Origin of the sequence: Xanthobacter oligotrophicus, from assembly GCF_008364685.1 — a bacterium.
In the GTDB taxonomy this organism is placed as follows: domain Bacteria; phylum Pseudomonadota; class Alphaproteobacteria; order Rhizobiales; family Xanthobacteraceae; genus Xanthobacter; species Xanthobacter oligotrophicus.
Genome location: NZ_VTTL01000002.1, coordinates 310344 through 326816, shown reverse-complemented (window position 1 = coordinate 326816; position 16473 = coordinate 310344). Strand labels below are relative to the sequence as shown.

General features: G+C 69.2%; 18 protein-coding genes. 6 read left to right on the top strand and 12 right to left on the bottom strand.

From position 1 onward, the window contains the following. The first annotated feature begins 98 nt into the window (after nt 1–98). Together trpS and ubiG are read left to right on the top strand one after the other, a co-directional pair. Nucleotides 99–1136, top strand: coding sequence for a tryptophan--tRNA ligase (trpS, locus tag FZ033_RS04355; RefSeq protein WP_149574921.1), 1038 nt, complete (start codon nt 99–101; stop codon nt 1134–1136). Between the two features lie 155 nt (nt 1137–1291). Then, nucleotides 1292–2035: a bifunctional 2-polyprenyl-6-hydroxyphenol methylase/3-demethylubiquinol 3-O-methyltransferase UbiG gene (gene ubiG, locus FZ033_RS04350; protein ID WP_149574920.1), complete on the top strand. Its 744-nt coding sequence runs from the start codon at nt 1292–1294 to the stop codon at nt 2033–2035. Between the two features lie 27 nt (nt 2036–2062). Here ubiG and FZ033_RS04345 read toward each other — a convergent pair whose 3' ends face one another. The 5 genes from FZ033_RS04345 to FZ033_RS04325 all read right to left on the bottom strand — a co-directional run bounded on the left by FZ033_RS04345 (nt 2063) and on the right by FZ033_RS04325 (nt 7376). Then, a complete protein-coding gene (locus tag FZ033_RS04345) occupies nt 2063–2560 on the bottom strand; it encodes a DUF1178 family protein (protein WP_149574919.1) in 498 nt (165 codons plus the stop codon). Further along, a complete protein-coding gene (locus FZ033_RS04340) occupies nt 2557–3444 on the bottom strand; it encodes a carbon-nitrogen hydrolase family protein (RefSeq protein WP_149574918.1) in 888 nt (295 codons plus the stop codon). The genes FZ033_RS04345 and FZ033_RS04340 overlap by 4 nt, the downstream gene beginning before the upstream one ends. 139 nt (nt 3445–3583) lie before the next feature. Next, on the bottom strand, nt 3584–3838 hold the full coding sequence (gene grxC / locus FZ033_RS04335; protein ID WP_149574917.1) for a glutaredoxin 3: 255 nt from the start codon (nt 3836–3838) through the stop codon (nt 3584–3586). Between the two features lie 67 nt (nt 3839–3905). Beyond that, nucleotides 3906–4673: a ComF family protein gene (locus tag FZ033_RS04330; protein WP_149574916.1), complete on the bottom strand. Its 768-nt coding sequence runs from the start codon at nt 4671–4673 to the stop codon at nt 3906–3908. 99 nt (nt 4674–4772) lie between these two features. After that, nucleotides 4773–7376: a heavy metal translocating P-type ATPase gene (locus FZ033_RS04325; RefSeq protein ID WP_149574915.1), complete on the bottom strand. Its 2604-nt coding sequence runs from the start codon at nt 7374–7376 to the stop codon at nt 4773–4775. A gap of 147 nt (nt 7377–7523) precedes the next feature. On the opposite strand from FZ033_RS04325, the gene FZ033_RS04320 reads away from it, so the two are divergent. Continuing rightward, nucleotides 7524–7799 (top strand): metal-sensitive transcriptional regulator, encoded by a 276-nt coding sequence (locus FZ033_RS04320; RefSeq protein ID WP_149574914.1) that lies wholly within the window; start codon nt 7524–7526, stop codon nt 7797–7799. 112 nt (nt 7800–7911) lie between these two features. Here FZ033_RS04320 and rsmD read toward each other — a convergent pair whose 3' ends face one another. Together rsmD and FZ033_RS04310 are read right to left on the bottom strand one after the other, a co-directional pair. Continuing rightward, the gene (gene rsmD / locus FZ033_RS04315) at nt 7912–8463 is read right to left on the bottom strand and encodes a 16S rRNA (guanine(966)-N(2))-methyltransferase RsmD (RefSeq protein ID WP_149574913.1); all 552 of its coding nucleotides are present in this window, start codon (nt 8461–8463) and stop codon (nt 7912–7914) included. Nucleotides 8464–8481: 18 nt separating this feature from the next. Further along, entirely contained in the window at nt 8482–10623 is a 2142-nt protein-coding gene (locus FZ033_RS04310) for a pseudouridine synthase (protein ID WP_149574912.1), read from the bottom strand. 57 nt (nt 10624–10680) lie between these two features. On the opposite strand from FZ033_RS04310, the gene FZ033_RS04305 reads away from it, so the two are divergent. After that, a complete protein-coding gene (locus FZ033_RS04305; protein ID WP_149574911.1) occupies nt 10681–11124 on the top strand; it encodes a nucleoside deaminase in 444 nt (147 codons plus the stop codon). Nucleotides 11125–11128: 4 nt separating this feature from the next. On the opposite strand, the gene FZ033_RS04300 is transcribed toward FZ033_RS04305, so the two are convergent. From FZ033_RS04300 to FZ033_RS04280, 5 genes are all read right to left on the bottom strand, one after another. Further along, nucleotides 11129–12034 carry an alpha/beta fold hydrolase gene (locus FZ033_RS04300; RefSeq protein ID WP_149574910.1) on the bottom strand — a complete coding sequence of 302 codons (906 nt, stop codon included), beginning with the start codon at nt 12032–12034 and terminating at the stop codon, nt 11129–11131. 86 nt (nt 12035–12120) lie between these two features. Beyond that, on the bottom strand, nt 12121–13047 hold the full coding sequence (gene mepA, locus FZ033_RS04295) for a penicillin-insensitive murein endopeptidase (protein WP_149574909.1): 927 nt from the start codon (nt 13045–13047) through the stop codon (nt 12121–12123). Further along, the gene (locus FZ033_RS04290; protein WP_149574908.1) at nt 13047–14096 is read right to left on the bottom strand and encodes a L,D-transpeptidase; all 1050 of its coding nucleotides are present in this window, start codon (nt 14094–14096) and stop codon (nt 13047–13049) included. Before FZ033_RS04290 ends, mepA begins: the two co-directional genes overlap by 1 nt. Before the next feature lie 99 nt (nt 14097–14195). Beyond that, the gene (gene sfsA / locus FZ033_RS04285; RefSeq protein ID WP_149574907.1) at nt 14196–14909 is read right to left on the bottom strand and encodes a DNA/RNA nuclease SfsA; all 714 of its coding nucleotides are present in this window, start codon (nt 14907–14909) and stop codon (nt 14196–14198) included. Next, nucleotides 14909–15385, bottom strand: a complete 477-nt coding sequence (locus FZ033_RS04280; protein ID WP_149574906.1) for a PaaI family thioesterase — start codon at nt 15383–15385, stop codon at nt 14909–14911. The genes sfsA and FZ033_RS04280 overlap by 1 nt, the downstream gene beginning before the upstream one ends. Before the next feature lie 121 nt (nt 15386–15506). On the opposite strand from FZ033_RS04280, the gene FZ033_RS04275 reads away from it, so the two are divergent. Together FZ033_RS04275 and FZ033_RS04270 are read left to right on the top strand one after the other, a co-directional pair. Beyond that, complete coding sequence (locus tag FZ033_RS04275) at nt 15507–16034, top strand: hypothetical protein (RefSeq protein WP_149574905.1); 528 nt, start codon at nt 15507–15509, stop codon at nt 16032–16034. A gap of 66 nt (nt 16035–16100) precedes the next feature. Next, on the top strand, nt 16101–16430 hold the full coding sequence (locus FZ033_RS04270) for a DMT family transporter (RefSeq protein ID WP_138399777.1): 330 nt from the start codon (nt 16101–16103) through the stop codon (nt 16428–16430). The last annotated feature ends 43 nt before the right edge of the window (nt 16431–16473 follow it).

Genomic DNA, 16473 nt, shown 5'->3' with positions numbered 1-16473 from the left:
GGGTCGGGAAGGCCAAAGCTGCGCCGGGCGAAAGCCCCCGCCGCGTCCTGCTCCCGCAAGGCTTTTACGAGCGGTGCGCCGCTCTTTTGGAGGTCGCCATGGCGGCGGTCGCGGATCGCGTGTTTTCCGGCGTGCAGCCCACGGGCAATCTGCACCTCGGCAATTATCTCGGCGCCATCAAGCGCTTCGTGGCGCTGCAGGAGAGCCACGAGTGCATCTATTGCGTGGTGGACCTCCACGCCATCACCGTCTGGCAAGACCCGGTGGAGCTGAAGCGTCACATCCGCGAGGTCACCGCCGCTTTCATCGCCTGCGGCATCGACCCCAAGGCGCACATCGTGTTCAACCAGAGCCAGGTGTCGGGCCACGCGGAACTGGCCTGGATCTTCAACTGCGTCGCCCGCATGGGCTGGCTCAACCGCATGACCCAGTTCAAGGAGAAGGCGGGCAAGGATCGCGAGAACGTCTCGGTGGGCCTGTTCGCCTATCCCGACCTGATGGCGGCCGACATTCTGCTCTATCGTGCCACCCATGTACCGGTGGGTGAGGACCAGAAGCAGCATCTGGAGCTGACGCGCGACATCGCGCAGAAGTTCAACACGGATTTTGCCCCCTCCATCGCCGGGCACGGCCACGCGGATGGCTACTTCCCCCTCACCGAGCCGCTGATCGCCGGGCCTGCCACGCGGGTGATGAGCCTGCGGGACGGGGCCAAGAAGATGTCCAAGTCGGACCCTTCCGACTTCTCGCGCATCAACCTGACCGACGACCGCGACACCATCGCCGGCAAGGTGCGCAAGGCGAAGACCGATCCCGAGCCCCTGCCCACCGAGGAGGAGGGCCTGAAGGGCCGCCCCGAGGCGGACAATCTCGTGGGCATCTTCGCCGCGCTCTCCGACCGCACCAAGGCCGACGTGCTGAAGGACTACGGCACCGCCCAGTTCTCTGCCTTCAAGGCGGCGCTGGTGGATCTGGCGGTGGACAAGCTCGGCCCCATCGGCGCCGAGATGCAGCGGCTGATGGCGGAGCCCGCCGCCATCGACGCCATCCTCATCGATGGTGCGGATCGTGCCCGCGTCATCGCCGACCAGACCATCGCCGAGGTGAAGGACATCGTCGGCCTGGTGCGCGGCTGAGCCGGGGGCGGCGCTGCTGCCTTGCGCCGCCTTGCTCCCTCCTCGCCTCCCGCCTAATGCTGGGGCGCGACGACGCGCGCTCTTTCCTTAAGGTAGAGGGCGATTCACCGAGCAAATTGGTTCAATCTGCTCGGATCGCGTTCTAGGGAGGCCCCATGTCCGAGATGAACGCCACCGTCGATCCGGCCGAGGTCGCCCGCTTCGATGCCCTGGGCGCACAATGGTGGGACGAGAAGGGCAAGATGGCCCCGCTCCACGCCATGAACCCGGCGCGGCTCGCCTTCCTGCGCGATGCGCTGGTGCGCCATTTCAGCCGCGATGCCCGCGCGCTGCGGCCCCTGAAGGGTCTTTCCATCCTCGACATCGGCTGCGGAGGCGGCCTGCTCAGCGAGCCTTTGGCGCGCATGGGCGGGCAGGTGCGCGGCATCGATCCCGCCCCCGGCAATGTGGACATCGCCCGCACCCATGCGGCGGCCTCCGGCCTTACCGTCGACTATGAGGCGGTCACGGCCGAGGAACTGGCGTCCCGCGGTGCGCGCTTCGACGTGGTGGTGGCGCTGGAGGTGGTGGAGCACGTGGCGGACGTGAGCCTGTTCGTGCGCACCGCCGGGCAGTTGGTGGCGGAAGGCGGCGTGCTGGTGCTCTCCACCCTCAATCGCACGGCCAAGAGCTTCGCCCTCGCCATCGTGGGGGCCGAGTACGTGCTGCGCTGGCTGCCGCCGGGCACCCATCGCTGGGAGAAGTTCATCACTCCGGAAGAACTGGAGGCGACCCTTGCCGCCGCCGGCTTCGCCGCGCGGGAGAAAGTGGGTCTCGCCTATGAGCCGCTCAGCGGGGATTTCCATCTCACCGAGGATCTGTCGGTGAACTACTTTCTGGTGGCGCAGCGGGAGGGATAGGTCGGCGTCTCAGGATGAGACCACCCCTCAGTTGCGGTCTTCCGGCAGCACGGGGAGGGGCAGCACCTCCACGTCGTCCTCGCGCAGGGCCTTGACCTCCTCCACTGTCGCCTCGCCGTAGATGGAGCGGTGCTCGATCTCGCCGTCGTGCATCTTGCGGGCGAGGTCCGCGAACTCGTCGCCCACATAGTCGGATGTCTTCACGATCTGCTCCCGCAGCTCGCGGATGAGGGCGCGCAGCTCGCCGTCGGGGTGGCTCATCACCGGCACCGGAGCTTCCGCCGGTGCAGGGGCAGGAGCGGCGACCGGGGCGCCGGCCGCCGACGGGGCATCCTCCACCGCCGGGGCGGGGGCACGGTCGGTGCGGGCGACGGAGGGCGCCATCACCGCCTTCTGAACCTCGGGCGAGCGGCAGGTGGGGCAGGTGACCAGCCCGCGTGCCTGCTGGGCGTCAAAGCTCGCGGAGGAGGGAAACCAGCTCTCGAACTGGTGACCCGCCGCGCAATTGAGGGTGTAGCGGATCATGACGAGGCCCGCACCACGCTGAGGTGCCCGATGGTCTGGCCGGGCTCGGCGATCTCGAACCGGCGGCCGTTAGAGAGGGAGGGGATGCGCGCGCGGGCGGCGGCGACTTCCTTCAGGTCGATCTCGGCGAGGATCACGCCGGGGTCGGCGCCGCCTTCGGCGATCACCCGGCCCCAGGGGTCCACCACCAGCGAATGGCCGAAGGTCTCCCGGCCATTCTCGTGCTTGCCGCCCTGGGCGGCCGCCAGCACATAGGCGCCGTTCTCGATGGCCCGCGCGCGCAGCAGCACGTGCCAGTGCGCCTCGCCGGTGGGCCGGGTGAAGGCGGAGGGCACGGTGAGCACCTGCGCGCCACCCTCGGCCAAAGCCCGGTAGAGGGAGGGGAAGCGCAGGTCGTAGCAGATGGTGAGGCCGAAGCGGAACGCGCCCACATTGGCGAGGATCGCCCGCTCGCCGGGGCGGTAGGCGGAGGATTCCCGATAGCTTTCGCCATTTCCCAGGTCCACGTCGAACATGTGGATCTTGTCGTAGCGGGCGATGATCGCACCGTCCGGGCCGATCATGAAGGCCCGGTTGACCGCCTTCTTGTCGGAGACCTTCAGCGCCAGCGAGCCGATGTGGAGAAAAATGCCGAGTTCCTTCGCCAGCTGGCGCAGGGCGGCGAGGGTGGCGTCGTCCGCCTCCTCCCGCAGCTTCTCGAACAGGACCGTGCGGTCCAGCTCCATGAGGTTGGTGACCTCGGGCGTCTGCACGTAGCGCGCCCCGTCCCGCGCGGCCTCGCGCACCAGGGCGGAGGTGGCGTCGAGATTGGCTGCCGGATCCCGGCCGCTGCGCAACTGCACCAGCGCGATGCGGAGGGTGTCGGATGTGTCGGCCGAGGTCATGAGGCCCGCTCTTTCCTGGATGCTGAACCCGCCTTGATCCGTCATGCGCATGTTGCGCGCGCCCGATGCCGGCGTCTCCCCAGACAGATGGGGGCTTTTTCTAGTCTTGCACGGGTCCGCGCACCACGGGAAGAAAAGCTCAGGCCGCCAGCTGGTCCAGCCGGCCGGCGTCCTCAAGGGCGTAGAGGTCGTCGCAGCCGCCCACATGGGTCTCGCCGATGAAGATCTGCGGCACGCTGGTGCGCCCGCCGGCGCGGCGCGTCATCTCGTCCTGACCGTCCTTGTCGGTGGTCACGTCGATCTCAGTGAAGGTCAAGCCTTTGCGGCGCAGCAATTCCTTGGCGGAATGGCAATAGGGGCACCAGCTCTTGGTGTAGATCTCGATGGGTTTCATGCGGTCACAGATGGGTTGCAGGACGGCGGGGCACCGTCACGAAAGCGTCGTACCATAGTTAGGGATTTCAGGCGAAATCGACAACCCGCGCAAATGTCAGGGCATCTACCTGCGTCGCCCCCGCCCGGCGCAGGGCTTGCGCGCAGGCGTCCAGCGTGGCGCCGGTGGTGAAGACGTCATCCACCAGCAGCACGCGCCGGCCGTCGAGGCGTGATGCTGCATTGCCGCATAAGACGAAGGCGCCGGCCACGTTGGCGCGGCGTTCCGCGCGGCCCAGCGCGGTCTGGGAGGGGGTCGGGCGGCGCCGTGCGAGCAGGTCGGTGCGCTGGGGGAGGGAGGTGGCCGCCGCCAGATGCCGGCCGAGGAGTGCCGCCTGGTTGAAGCGGCGGCGCCACAGGCGAAACGGATGCAGCGGCACCGGCACGATGAGCTCGGCCGAGGCGATCACATCCGCGCCAGCCTGGGCCATCAGCCGGGCCAGCGGGGCGGCGACATCCAGCCGGTCAGCGTATTTCAGCTTGTGGACGAGGTCGCGGGCGACATCGTTGAAGGTCACGGCGGCGCGGGCGCGGTCGAAGGCGGGGGGATCGTCCAGCGCCTGCGCCGAGATGCGCGCGCCGCCGGGATCGTGGGTGAAGGGCGCGCCGGTGCGCTCGCAGAACGGACGGCTGATGAAGGCGAGCTTGCCCCAGCAGGGGCCGCACAGGCCGCCGGCCATGCCGGTGATGCCGCCGCAGGCGATGCAGGTGGGCGGCAGGGCAAGCCCCAGCAGCCCCGAGCCGAAGGCACGCAGCGCGCCGCGCGCCTGTGCGAACTGGGAGGAAATGTCAGCCATGTGCGATCCCGCGCCATGATCGGCGGGCGTGGCGCGGGTGTAAAGGCGGTGGCTGACGGTCCGAAACCTCCGGACCGGCCCGAGCTTCCTGTGCATCCCTCAGCGCGGGCGCCAGCCGCGCAGCAGCAGGGCGTTGGTGATGACGCTCACCGAGGAGAGCGCCATGGCCGCGGCCGCCACCATGGGTGAGAGCAGCAGCCCGAGGCTGGGATAGAGCACGCCCGCCGCGATGGGCACGCCTGCCGCGTTGTAGAGGAAGGCGAACAGCAGGTTGCGGCGGATATTGGCCATGGTCGCCCGCGACAGGCCGCGCGCATGGGCGATGCCGGAGAGGTCGCCCTTCAGCAAAGTGATGCCCGCGCTTTCCATGGCGATGTCCGTGCCGGTGCCCATGGCGATGCCCACGTCCGCCACGGCGAGGGCAGGGGCGTCGTTCACGCCGTCGCCGGCCATCGCCACCACATGGCCCTCCGCGCGCAGGCGCTGGACCACGTCGGCCTTGTGGTCGGGCAGCACTTCCGCTTCCACCTCTGTGATGCCGAGGCGCTTGGCCACGGCGAGCGCGGTGGTGCGGTTGTCGCCGGTGAGCATGACCACCCGCACGCCGTCGCTCGTGAGCGCCTTCAGGGCCGCCTCGGTGGTGTCCTTCACCGGATCGGCGATGGCGATGAGGCCGGCGGCCTTGCCGTCCACCGCGATGAACACCGCGGTGGCGCCCTCGCGGCGATAGGCTTCGGCGGCGGCGGTGTGGTGGTCAGTGGCGATGCCCTTCTCGCTCATGAAGGCGGCATGGCCCACAGCCACCGAACGGCCGTCCACCGTGCCGGTGATGCCCTTGCCGGCCGGGCTTTCCACGCCGGATGGCTCGGACAGGGGGAGCGTGCGTGCCTTCGCCTCCTGCACCATGGCGGCGGCGAGGGGATGCTCGCTCGCCCGCTCGAGGCTCGCGGCCAGGCGCAGCAGTTCTACCTCGTCGATGTTCCGCAGGGCTTCGACCGCCACCACCTTGGGCTTGCCCACGGTGAGGGTGCCGGTCTTGTCCACCACCACCACGTCCACCTTCTCCATGCGCTCCAGCGCCTCGGCATTCTTCACCAGCACGCCGAGCTGGGCGCCGCGGCCCACGCCCACCATCACCGACATGGGGGTGGCAAGGCCGAGGGCGCACGGGCAGGCGATGATGAGCACGGACACCGCCGCCATCAGCGCGAAGGTGAGGCGCGGCTCGGGTCCCACCATCATCCACACCGCGAAAGCGACCGCGGCGGCCACCAGCACCAGGGGGACGAACCAGCCGGACACCTGGTCGGCCAGGCGCTGGATGGGCGCGCGGGAGCGCTGGGCCTGCGCCACCATCTGCACGATCTGGGCGAGCAGGGTGTCGCGGCCCACCTTGTCGGCGCGCATGGTGAAGGCGCCGGAGGAATTGAGCGTGCCGCCGATGACCTTCTCGCCGGCTTCCTTGCTCACCGGCAGGCTCTCGCCGGTGACGAGGCTTTCGTCCAGCACGGCGCGGCCTTCGGAGACGACGCCGTCCACCGGCACCTTCTCGCCGGGGCGCACGCGCAGCACGTCGCCGGGAGCGACGAGGCCGAGGTCGATGGTTTCGTCGGTGCCGTCGGCTTTCACGCGCAGGGCGGTCTTCGGTGCCAGCGACAGCAGCGCCTTGATGGCCCCGGATGTGCGCTCGCGGGCGCGCAGCTCCAGCACCTGGCCCAGCGCCACCAGAACGGTGATGACGGCGGCGGCCTCGAAATAGACCGGCACGCCGCCTTCGTGGGCGTGGAAATCGTGGGGGAACAGGCCGGGGGCAAAGGTGCCCACCAGCGAATAGAGATAGGCCACCCCGGTGCCGAGCGCGATGAGGGTGAACATGTTGAAATGGCGCGACTTGAGCGAGAGCCAGCCGCGCTCGAAGAAGGGCTTGCCCACCCACAGCACCACCGGCGTCGCCAGCAGGAACTGCACATAGTCGGACGTTTGCTGCGGCAGCAGGTGGAGGCCGAGCAGATGCTGGCCCATTTCCAGCACGAAGACCGGGATCGTCAGCGCGAGGCCGATCCAGAACCGCCGCGTCATGTCGGCGAGTTCCGCGTTCGGCCCCTCGTCGAGGGTGACGATCTCCGGCTCCAGCGCCATGCCGCAGATGGGGCAGATCCCGGGGCCGATCTGACGGATCTCCGGATCCATGGGGCAGGTGTAGATGGTGCCTTCCGGAACCTTCTCCGGCGGCGGAGCGGAGGGTAATCCCTTGGCCCCGCCTTCCACATAGCGGCCGGGATCGGCCTTGAATTTGGTTTCGCAGGAGGAGGAGCAGAAGAAATAGGGCTTCTTGTCGTGGCGCGCCGAATATTTGGCGCGGCCGGGCTCCACGGTCATCCCGCAGACCGGGTCCTTCACCGGGGCGAGGTATTTCTCCGGCTCGGCCTCGAACTTGGTCTTGCAGCCGTTGCAGCAGAAGAAATACGTCTGGTCCTTGTAGACGGACGAGGGCTTTGCAGCCTCCGGGTCGGTCTTCACGTCCATGCCGCAGACTGGGTCCTTCACCGTCTCTGGGAGCGCGGTGGCCTTTGGGGCGGCCTTCGGGGCGGCGTTGAGATCCAGGGGTGGAGGGGCCTTGCCGCCGCAGCAGTCGTGGCCGCCGTCCGCAGGGTGGGAATGATCGTGTGCCGAATGATCTTGGGCCGAGGGATCTTGGGCCATGGGGCTGCGGCTCCGGAAGTGTCGGGGCCAGATAAAGGCCATTTTCCGCGAGGGGGCCTTGCGCTGGCTCATGTTCAGGAAGTTGTATGAACCCCCTGGGGGTATGTCGCCTTGTTAAATATACCCTGAGGGGGTATGTGACAAGCCATGCGAACCCCGACGAAAGAGCAAGTCCTGAAGCGCCTGAGCCGCATCGAGGGCCAGGTGCGCGGCCTCTCCCGCATGGTGGAGGAGGACCGCTACTGCATCGACCTCATCACGCAGGTGTCCGCCGTCCGCGCCGCTCTGAAGCGGGTGGAGGAGGAGGTATTGCGGGACCATGTGGCCCATTGCGTAGAGCATGCCATCCGCTCCGGCGATGCGGAGGACCAGCGGCAGAAGGTCAAGGAACTGATGGACGTGATCGTCCGCGCCGAGCGGTAGTACCAAAAGCCCGTGAGCTTGGCTCATGGGGTTTGGTCAAGCCCGCGCGGCGCCTGAGCGCGACCCTCTCGGCACCGGTCAAAGACCGGGGCCGTTGGTATAAGGCCGACGTTCAGGCCCGTTCCAGGAAGATCAGTTCGCTCTCGTCATAGGCGCGGCGCTCGATCTCGCGGAAGCCGTCCGGCAGCGTGAAGAGGCCGGTGCGCTCCTCCACCACTACCAGCGCATCGGGCGCGAGCCATCCGCCGGTAACCGCGCTCGCCAGCGCCTGCTCGGCGAGCCCCTTGCCATAGGGCGGGTCGCAGAAGACGAGGCCATGGGGCTCGCCCGGCCCCATGTCGCCGAGGCGGGTGGCGTCGCGGCGGAACACCTTGGTGACGCCGGTGAGGCCCAGCGCCTCCACATTGTCGCGGATGAGCCCGCGCGCCTCCGCCGCATCCTCCACGAGCAGGGCGAAGCGGGCGCCGCGCGAGATCGCCTCGATGCCCAGCGCCCCCGTGCCGGCGAACAGGTCCAGCACTCGCACGCCGTCGCACGGATCGCCGTAGGCATGGGCGAGCATGTTGAAGAGGCTCTCGCGCAGCCGGTCCGAGGTGGGCCGGGTGGCGCTGGAGGTGGGGCCCTTCAGCGCGCGCCCCTTCAATCTGCCGCCGACGATGCGCATGGACGTGTCGCCTTCGGATCAGCGCTTGCCGCGCGGACCCGCCGGCTTGCCGCCGCCGGCCTTGCCACCGCCAGCCGGTCGCCCACCGGGCTTCCCGCCCGGCTTGCCACCGAACCCGCCACGACCCGCGCCGGGCTTGCCCCCCGGCTTGCCGCCGAAGCTGCGCGCGCCGGCGGGCTTGTCGCCGTAAGCGCGGCCCGGGCCACCTGCCGGCCTGTCACCAGCGGGACGGGCACGCCCAGCCGGCTTGTCGCCATAGGCGCGGCCCGTGCCCTCGGACGAACGTTCGCCGTAAGAGCGGCCTGCGCCGCCCGCCGGCCGGTCACCGGTGGGACGAGCGCGACCTGCGGGCTTGTCACCATAGGAACGGCCCGCGCCCTCGGAGGAGCGTTCGCCGTAGGAGCGGCCTGCGCCGCCCGACGGCCTATCACCGGTGGGACGAGTGCGACCTGCGGGCTTGTCGCCATAGGCGCGGCCCGCGCCCTCGGACGAACGTTCGCCGTAAGAGCGGCCTGCGCCGCCCGACGGCCGGTCACCGGTGGGACGTGCGCGACCTGCGGGCTTGTCGCCATAGGCGCGGCTTGCGCCCTCGGAGGATCGTTCGCCGTAAGCGCGACCAGCACCTGCCGGCCTGTCACCAGCCGGACGGGCACGACCCGCCGGCTTATCGCCATAGGGGCGGCTGCCGCTGCGGGCGGGCCGGCCCTCCTGCTCGCCGCCACGGCCTTCCGGCCGTTCGCTGCGGGCGCGGAAGGGCCGCTCGCCCTGCTGCGGGCGCTCGTCGCGGCCGCGACGGGGCGGGCCGTCAGCTATCTCCGGACGCGGGCGGCGGGGGCGATCCTCCCCCTCCCGGGTGGGACGGCGGCGGAAATCCTCGCGGTCGTCGCGCTCGCGGCGGGGGCCGCGGGCATCGTCGCGGAAGCCGGGGCGGGCCGGGCCGCGCTCGGAAAAGCGTTCCTTGCCCTCGGCGGTGCCACGGCGGAAAGGGCGGGCGCCCGCTTCGTCCTTGTCGCCCCTGCGGGTGCCGGTCCGGGCGCCGCGCGCCGGGGCGTCGGACTTCGGCGCCACCACGCGCTCCACCTTCACCGTGCGGCCCTTGCGGTCGGCTACCGAGCCACGGCTCTCCACGGCATTTTCATCGCTCATGCGCCGGCGCGTGCGGGGACCAGCGGGGCGGATGACATCCTCCACCGGGGCGTCGAAATCCTCGCCCTGCCGCGCGCGGCGGGCCGGAGCCTTCAGGGTGCCGCCACTCTCGGCCGCTGCCTGCCGCTTGCCGGCGGGGCGCAGCGCCACACGGGGCGGGGCCTCTTCCAGCTCGCGCTCCACCAGCAGGCCGGTAAAATCCGCTCCCGCGGCGGCGGCGAGGTCGGCGCCGATCTGGTCGCGCAGCACGCGGGTGCGCACTTCCTCGATGCCGCCTTCCGGAACATCGCCTAGCTGGAATGGGCCGTAGGAGACGCGGATGAGCCGGTTCACCTGCAGGCCCAGGGCGCCGAAGACATTGCGGATTTCGCGGTTCTTGCCTTCGCGCAGGGACACGGTGATCCAGGCATTGGCGCCTTGCACCCGGTCAAGCTCGGCTTCGATGGGGCCGTACTCCACCCCGTCCACGGTGATGCCCTTCAGCAGGCTGTCGAGCTGGGCCTGGTTGACCTCGCCATTGGCGCGCACGCGGTAGCGGCGCAGCCAGCCGGTCTCCGGCAGCTCCAGCACGCGGGCAAGACCGCCGTCGTTGGTGAGCAGCAGCAGGCCTTCGGAATTCAGGTCGAGCCGCCCGACGCTCACGAGGCGCGGCAGGCCCTGAGGCAGGATCTCGAACAGGGTGGTGCGGCCTTCCGGGTCGCGATTGGTGGTCACCACGCCCCTGGGCTTGTGGTAAATGAAGAGGCGGGTGCGTTCGCGCTCGGGCAGGGGCGCGCCATCGACCGTGATGGCATCCTCGGCCGTAACAGTCACGGCGGGGGTGGTGAGCACCTCGCCGTTGACAGCCACGCGGCCGGCCTCGATCCATTCCTCGATCTCGCGGCGCGAGCCGAGGCCGGCTCGGGCGACGACCTTGGCGATCCGCTCGGCCTCCTTGGGCGAGGCGGGGGTGAGTTCGCGCTTGATGCGCGGAACGCGGTTCTTGTCCTTGCGGGGCGGTGATGTGCGCGGCATGAGGGGCAGTTAGCACAGGCGAGGCCGCGCGGCGAGCGCGGCGATGACAGAGGCACCATGTCCGGAACCTATATGCAGATGGCGCTGAACGAGGCGCGGGCCGCCGCAGAGCGCGGCGAGGTGCCGGTGGGTGCCGTGCTGGTGCGCGGGGCCGAGGTGATCGCCCGGGACGGCAACCGCACCCGGGAACTCAATGATCCCACCGCGCACGCGGAGGTTCTGGTGCTGCGCACGGCCGGCGCGCGGCTGAAATCCGAGCGTCTGCTCAACTGCGATCTCTACGTGACGCTGGAGCCCTGCGCCATGTGCGCGGCGGCCCTGTCCTTCGCGCGCATCCGCCGACTTTATTATGGCGCGTCCGATCCCAAGGGCGGCGGCGTGGAGCACGGGCCGCGCTTCTTCTCCCAGCCCACCTGCCACCACATGCCCGAAGTCTACGGCGGCATCGCCGAGCGGCAGGCCGCCGAGGTGCTGCGCGCCTTCTTCCAGGACCGGCGGTAAAACCTCATCCCTGCGCGAGGAACGGCAGCACCGCCGCCAGCACCGCCCCCGGCGCCTCCTCGGCGACGAAGTGGCCGGCTTCCACCGCCGCGCCCCCGAGCTTGGGCGCAAAGACCTTCCAGGCTTCCAGCGGGCTGACGCCCCGGGTGGGAATGCCCGCCGCGCCCCACAGGGCAAAGGTGGGGCAGGAGAGGGTGCGCCCGGCGGCCAGATCCGCCTCGTCATGGGCAAGATCGATGGTGGCGCCGGCCCGGTAGTCCTCGCACATGGCATGGAGCCGGTCGGGCGAGGAGATGGCGGCGCGATACTGGGCCATGGCGCGGGGATCGAAGGGGGAGAGGTCCTTGGATCCGGTCCAGCTCGCCATGGTCCAGTCGAGGAACCAGGCGGGATGCGAGCCGATGAGCTTCTCGGGCAGGGGCTTGGGCTGGGCCAGCATGGACCAGTGATAGACCTGAAGCGCCCGCGCGCGGTCCATCTTGTGCCACATGACATAGGTGGGGACGATGTCGAGCACCACCAGGCGATCCAGCCGGCCGGGATGGTCGAGGCCGAGCCGGTAGCCGGCCCGCGCGCCGCGATCGTGGCCCATGAGGGAGAAATGGGCGAAGCCCAGATGCTCCATCACCTCCACCAGCGCGGCGGCCATGGCGCGCTTGGAATAGGGGTTGTGGTCCGGGCCCTCTTCCGGCGCCGCGCTCCAGCCGTAGCCGGGCAGGTCTGGGATGATCAGGGTGTGCTGCTCTGCGAGCTTCGGCGCCACCTTGTGCCACATGACATGGCTCTGCGGGAAGCCGTGCAGCAGCAGCAGCGGCGATCCGGTGCCGCCCTGCCGCAGGAAGATGCGGCCGGCCTTGGTGTCTACATAGTGGGAGTCGAAGCCGGGGAAGAGGTCGGTAAGATCGGTCATGGCGTCCTCCGTTATCGTTGCTTCCCCGCGCCGGGCGGGTTCAGGCGTCCCTCATGCAGGCCTTCGCGCGACCCTCACCTGAAGCTTCACTTGGCGCCCAGCACCGCCGCGCAGGCCTCGGGCAGGTCGGCAAGGGTTAAAGGCGGCTTGGGCTTCGCCGGTTCCTTCTCCGGCTTGGGATGCAGCACCTCGTCGGTGAACCACCAGTCCAGCTCCGATCCGCAGCCCTCGCCGGTGGGCGGGGCTTCCTGCGGGCGGCATTCGGGGGTGCCGGCCGGGCAGGTGAGGCGGACGTGCATGTGGTAGTCGTGGCCCCAATAGGGGCGCACCTTGGCGAGAAAGGAGCGGTCGCCGCTCGCCTCCCGGCACAGGGCCTTCTTGATGGCGGCGTTCACGAAGATACGTTCCACCCGCGGGTCGAGGGCGGCGGCGCGGATGACCTTCCAGTGGTCGGGCCGCCAGTTGGCGGGATCGATGTCGCGGCGGTCGGCGCGCACCATCATGGAGGCGGAGAGCTTTTCGCGCTCTTCGCGGGAGAGTTCCCGGCCGGGGCTCGGGGTCAGCCAGATGTCGGCGTCGAGGCCGATCTGGTGGGAGGCGTGTCCCGTGAGCATGGGGCCGCCGCGCGGCTGGGACATGTCGCCCACCAGGATGCCCTGCCAGGACGACACCTTCGGCACCTGCGCGGAGAAGCGCTCCAGGAAGGCGACGAGATCGGGGTGGCCGAAATTGCGGTTGCGGGACAGGCGCATGACCTGCCAGTTCGGCCCGTTCACGGCCAAAGCCTGAGCGCCCGCGAGGCAGCCCTTGGAATAAAAGCCGATGGATCGGGCGGCGAGCGGGGCAGGGCCCTCCACCCGGCCGAACAGTTCTTTGGCCGGGACAGGGCCTGCCGCAGCGGGCCGCGCCGCCGGCTTGCCGGGAACTGCGGCCGGGGGCGCTACCTGCTGCGACAGCGTGGGCGCGCTCACGAGCATCAGGCCGACAACACCGGCGGCGATGGCGCGGCGCATCAGCTTTCCACCTTGTGGGTCATCACCACGAAGCCGCCGTCGTTGCGGGTGCCCGGATGGGCCGGCAGGTCGGTGACGAACAGGGTTGCCCCCGGCGTCACCAGCGCCGCCACCTGCTTGTTGATGGCGGGGTCCACGGTGATGCGCGCCAGCGCCTGCTGCGCCTCGCCCGGCGGCTGCTTGCCGCCCTCGTAGGAAATGGCGCTCCAGCGCGGCGACGCGCCGTCCGTGGTCATCAGCACATAGACCACGTTGCCCAGCGGCTTTCCCGGATCACGGATGGTCACCGCACCCTGCACGGTGGTCTGGGCGCCGCGCAGCACGGTGATGCTCCGGTCCGCCCCGCTCACCACCATGGACACCGGCTCCGGCGGGGCGGGCGCGATGGGCACCGAAGCGCCTGCTGCCGCCGCCACCTGCGCCTGGTCCTCCGGCGGCGCCCCCTGGCCGGTGGCCGAGACGGCGAGCTGCTGCTCCAGCCCTTCACTCATGAGCAGGCCGGGATGCAGCACGTCCTGCGGCGCCGAATGGGTGTCGGCGATGATCACCGGCGTGCCCAGATGGGTGACGGTGAACACCAGCTTGGAGAAGGCGAGCGGCAGGTGCACGCAGCCGTGGGAGGAGGGATAGCCCGGCAGTCCGCCCGCATGCAGCGCCACTCCCGACCAGGTCAGGCGCTCGGTGTAGGGCATGGAGGCGTTGTTGTAGATGGAGGAGTGGTGGTCCACGTCCTTGCCGAGGATGGTGAACACGCCGGTGGGCGTCTCGTGCCCGTCCTTGCCGGTGGAGACGGTGGCGACGCCGATGCGCACGCCGTTGCGATAGACGAAGCAGAGCTGGTCGGTGAGGTTCACCACGATGGCGACGAAGCCTTCCGGTGCGCGCTCCGGATACCACACCCACTGCCCGGGCTTGAGCGCCTTGATGGCGGTGACATCCGGATCATCCTCGGCCCGCACCGGCATCAGCGCATCGGCGAGGAGGGCGCCGGCGAAGGCCGCGCCCAGCTTGAGCGCGCCGCGCCGGGAGAGGTGAAGGGTGAACGGCATCTTGAGGCCCCCCAACGTGCGAATCGCCTTTCCCTATGTGTGGCGCGCCACGCGGGGCCTGTCCATGCGCGGCGCACCCTGACGAAGGGGGAGGGGGGCTTACCCGGTCATGGGGATGATGTCGGCCACCTCGATGCCCTCGGGATCGATTTGGCACACAAGGCCGATGGCCTCGACGCCCCGCGCCCGCGCCCGGTCGAAGGCGCGGCCATAGGCGGGATCGAGGTCGCGGGCGAGGCCTATGGTGCGGGCCGAGCCGATCTGGCTCAGATAGACCATGACGGCGCGGTTGCCCTTGTCCGCCTCCGCGCCCAGTTCTTCGAGGTGCTTGGCGCCGCGCGCCGTCACGCAATCGGGGAACTCGGCGTAGCCTGGGCTCCGCATGAGGTGAACGTTCTTCACCTCCACGAGGCAGAGCGGCTTGGTCTCGTCCTCCAGCTGGATGTCGATGCGGCTGGAGAGCCCGTACTTCACCTCGCGCCGCAGGCGGGCGTAGCCGGAGAGCGCCGGCACCGCCCCGGCGGCAATGGCCTCCGCCACCAGCAGGTTGGGATGCATGGTGTTGACCCCCACCATCTCGGGACCCGCGCCGAAATCCGCCTCCACCAGTTCCCAGCTCAGCGGCAGCTTGCGGGCGAGGTTGGTGGCGCGCGACAGCCACACCCGGCTGCCCGGTGCGTCGAGCCCCAGCATGGCGCCGGAATTGGCCACGTGGACGGTGGTCTCGGTGCCGTCGGCCAGCACCACGTCGGCGAGGAAGCGCTTGTGGCGCCGGATGAGGCGGCCCGGAATGAGCGGGGTGGCGAAGCGCATCAGCCCTCGGAACGCGCGTCGCTTTTGCCGTGGAGGCAGATGAGGGTCTGGGTGGCGGTGGCGCAATGGGTGCGCGCCTCACCGGCCTGCGCATACACATCCACCCGCACGATGGTGAGGGTGCGGCCGGAGCGCGTCACCTCGCCCACCGCGATGAGGCGCTCGCCCCGGCCCGGGGCCATGATGTTGATCTTGTACTCCACCGTGAGCACGGTGGAGTTGGGTGGGAACAGGGTGAAGGCGGCGTATCCCCCGGCCGAGTCGGCGATGGTGCCGATGGCGCCGCCGTGGAAGAAGCCGTGCTGCTGGGTCACGCCCTCGCCATAGGGCAGCACCACTTCCACCCGTCCCGGCACCACAGCGCCGAGCACGGCGCCGAGGGTCGCCATGAAGGGCTGGCGCGCGAAGCTCTCGCGGATCTTGGTCTCGAAGGCGGGATCGGGCGGGGTGAAGGTAGGGGTGGGATGATTTGGCATTGGGGCAGTGGTCTTGGTGGGGCGCTGGCGCGCCGCAGAGGACGAAATTTGGAGTGCGTATCTATTTGTTCGTACAGTCCATCTTGGTTGGCGAGGCCGAATCTCGATATCTTGTAGGACTATGATTGACCTTACGAATATACCCGTTTCCGAGCTGCTGGAACTGCATGGCGATGTTATTGCCGAGTTACGACGGCGTGAAATAGTCCGCAGTGCCAACAACCCGACGGGCGACTATGCAGAATTGCTATTCTCGCGCGCTTTCGGATGGAGGCTAAACCGGAATTCATCGGCCGACGCGGATGCCACTGACGCAGAGGGATTAACCTATCAAATTAAGTGTCGAAAGTTGGCCAAGCCGAACGGGTCGCGCCAATTGGGCTTTCTTCGTCGCCTGCCAGACCGTCCGTTCGACCGGCTTGCCGCCGTCCTGCTCGATGGCAAATTCCGCGTCCTACGCGGGGCCATTGTTCCTTATGAAGTTGTGCAATCGCGAGCTACGTATGTTGATAGTGTCAAAGCCTGGAGGTTCATGCTGCGCGATGGTGTGTGGGATTTGCCAAATGTAGATGATGTGACCGAGAAATTGCGAAGGGCGGAACTCGAAATTTGTTGCAGCCCGGTAAGTCAAGCGCTGGCGCCGCATTGACAGGACCGCCCGCCGCCGCCTCTTCTCTCCCGAGCGGCGCACCGGCCGTGCCGGGATCCTGCTGCCATGGGCTATCTGTATCTCATCATCGCCATCGTCGCCGAGGTCATCGCCACCTCCGCCCTCAAGGCCACGGAGAGCTTCACCCGGCCCGGACCATCGGTGCTGGTGATCGTGGGCTATGCGGTGGCCTTCTTCTGCCTGTCGCTTACGCTGAAGACCATGCCCGTGGGCATCGCCTATGCCATCTGGTCCGGGGTGGGCATTGTGCTGGTCACGGCCATCGCCTGGCTGTGGTATGGCCAGAGGCTCGATCTGCCGGCCCTGATCGGTCTGGGCTTGATCATCGCCGGGGTGATGGTGATCAACCTGCTCTCGAAGAGCGTCGCCCATTGAAAAAGGCGGCACCTGATTAGGCGCCGCCTTCTACGTCCTGTCG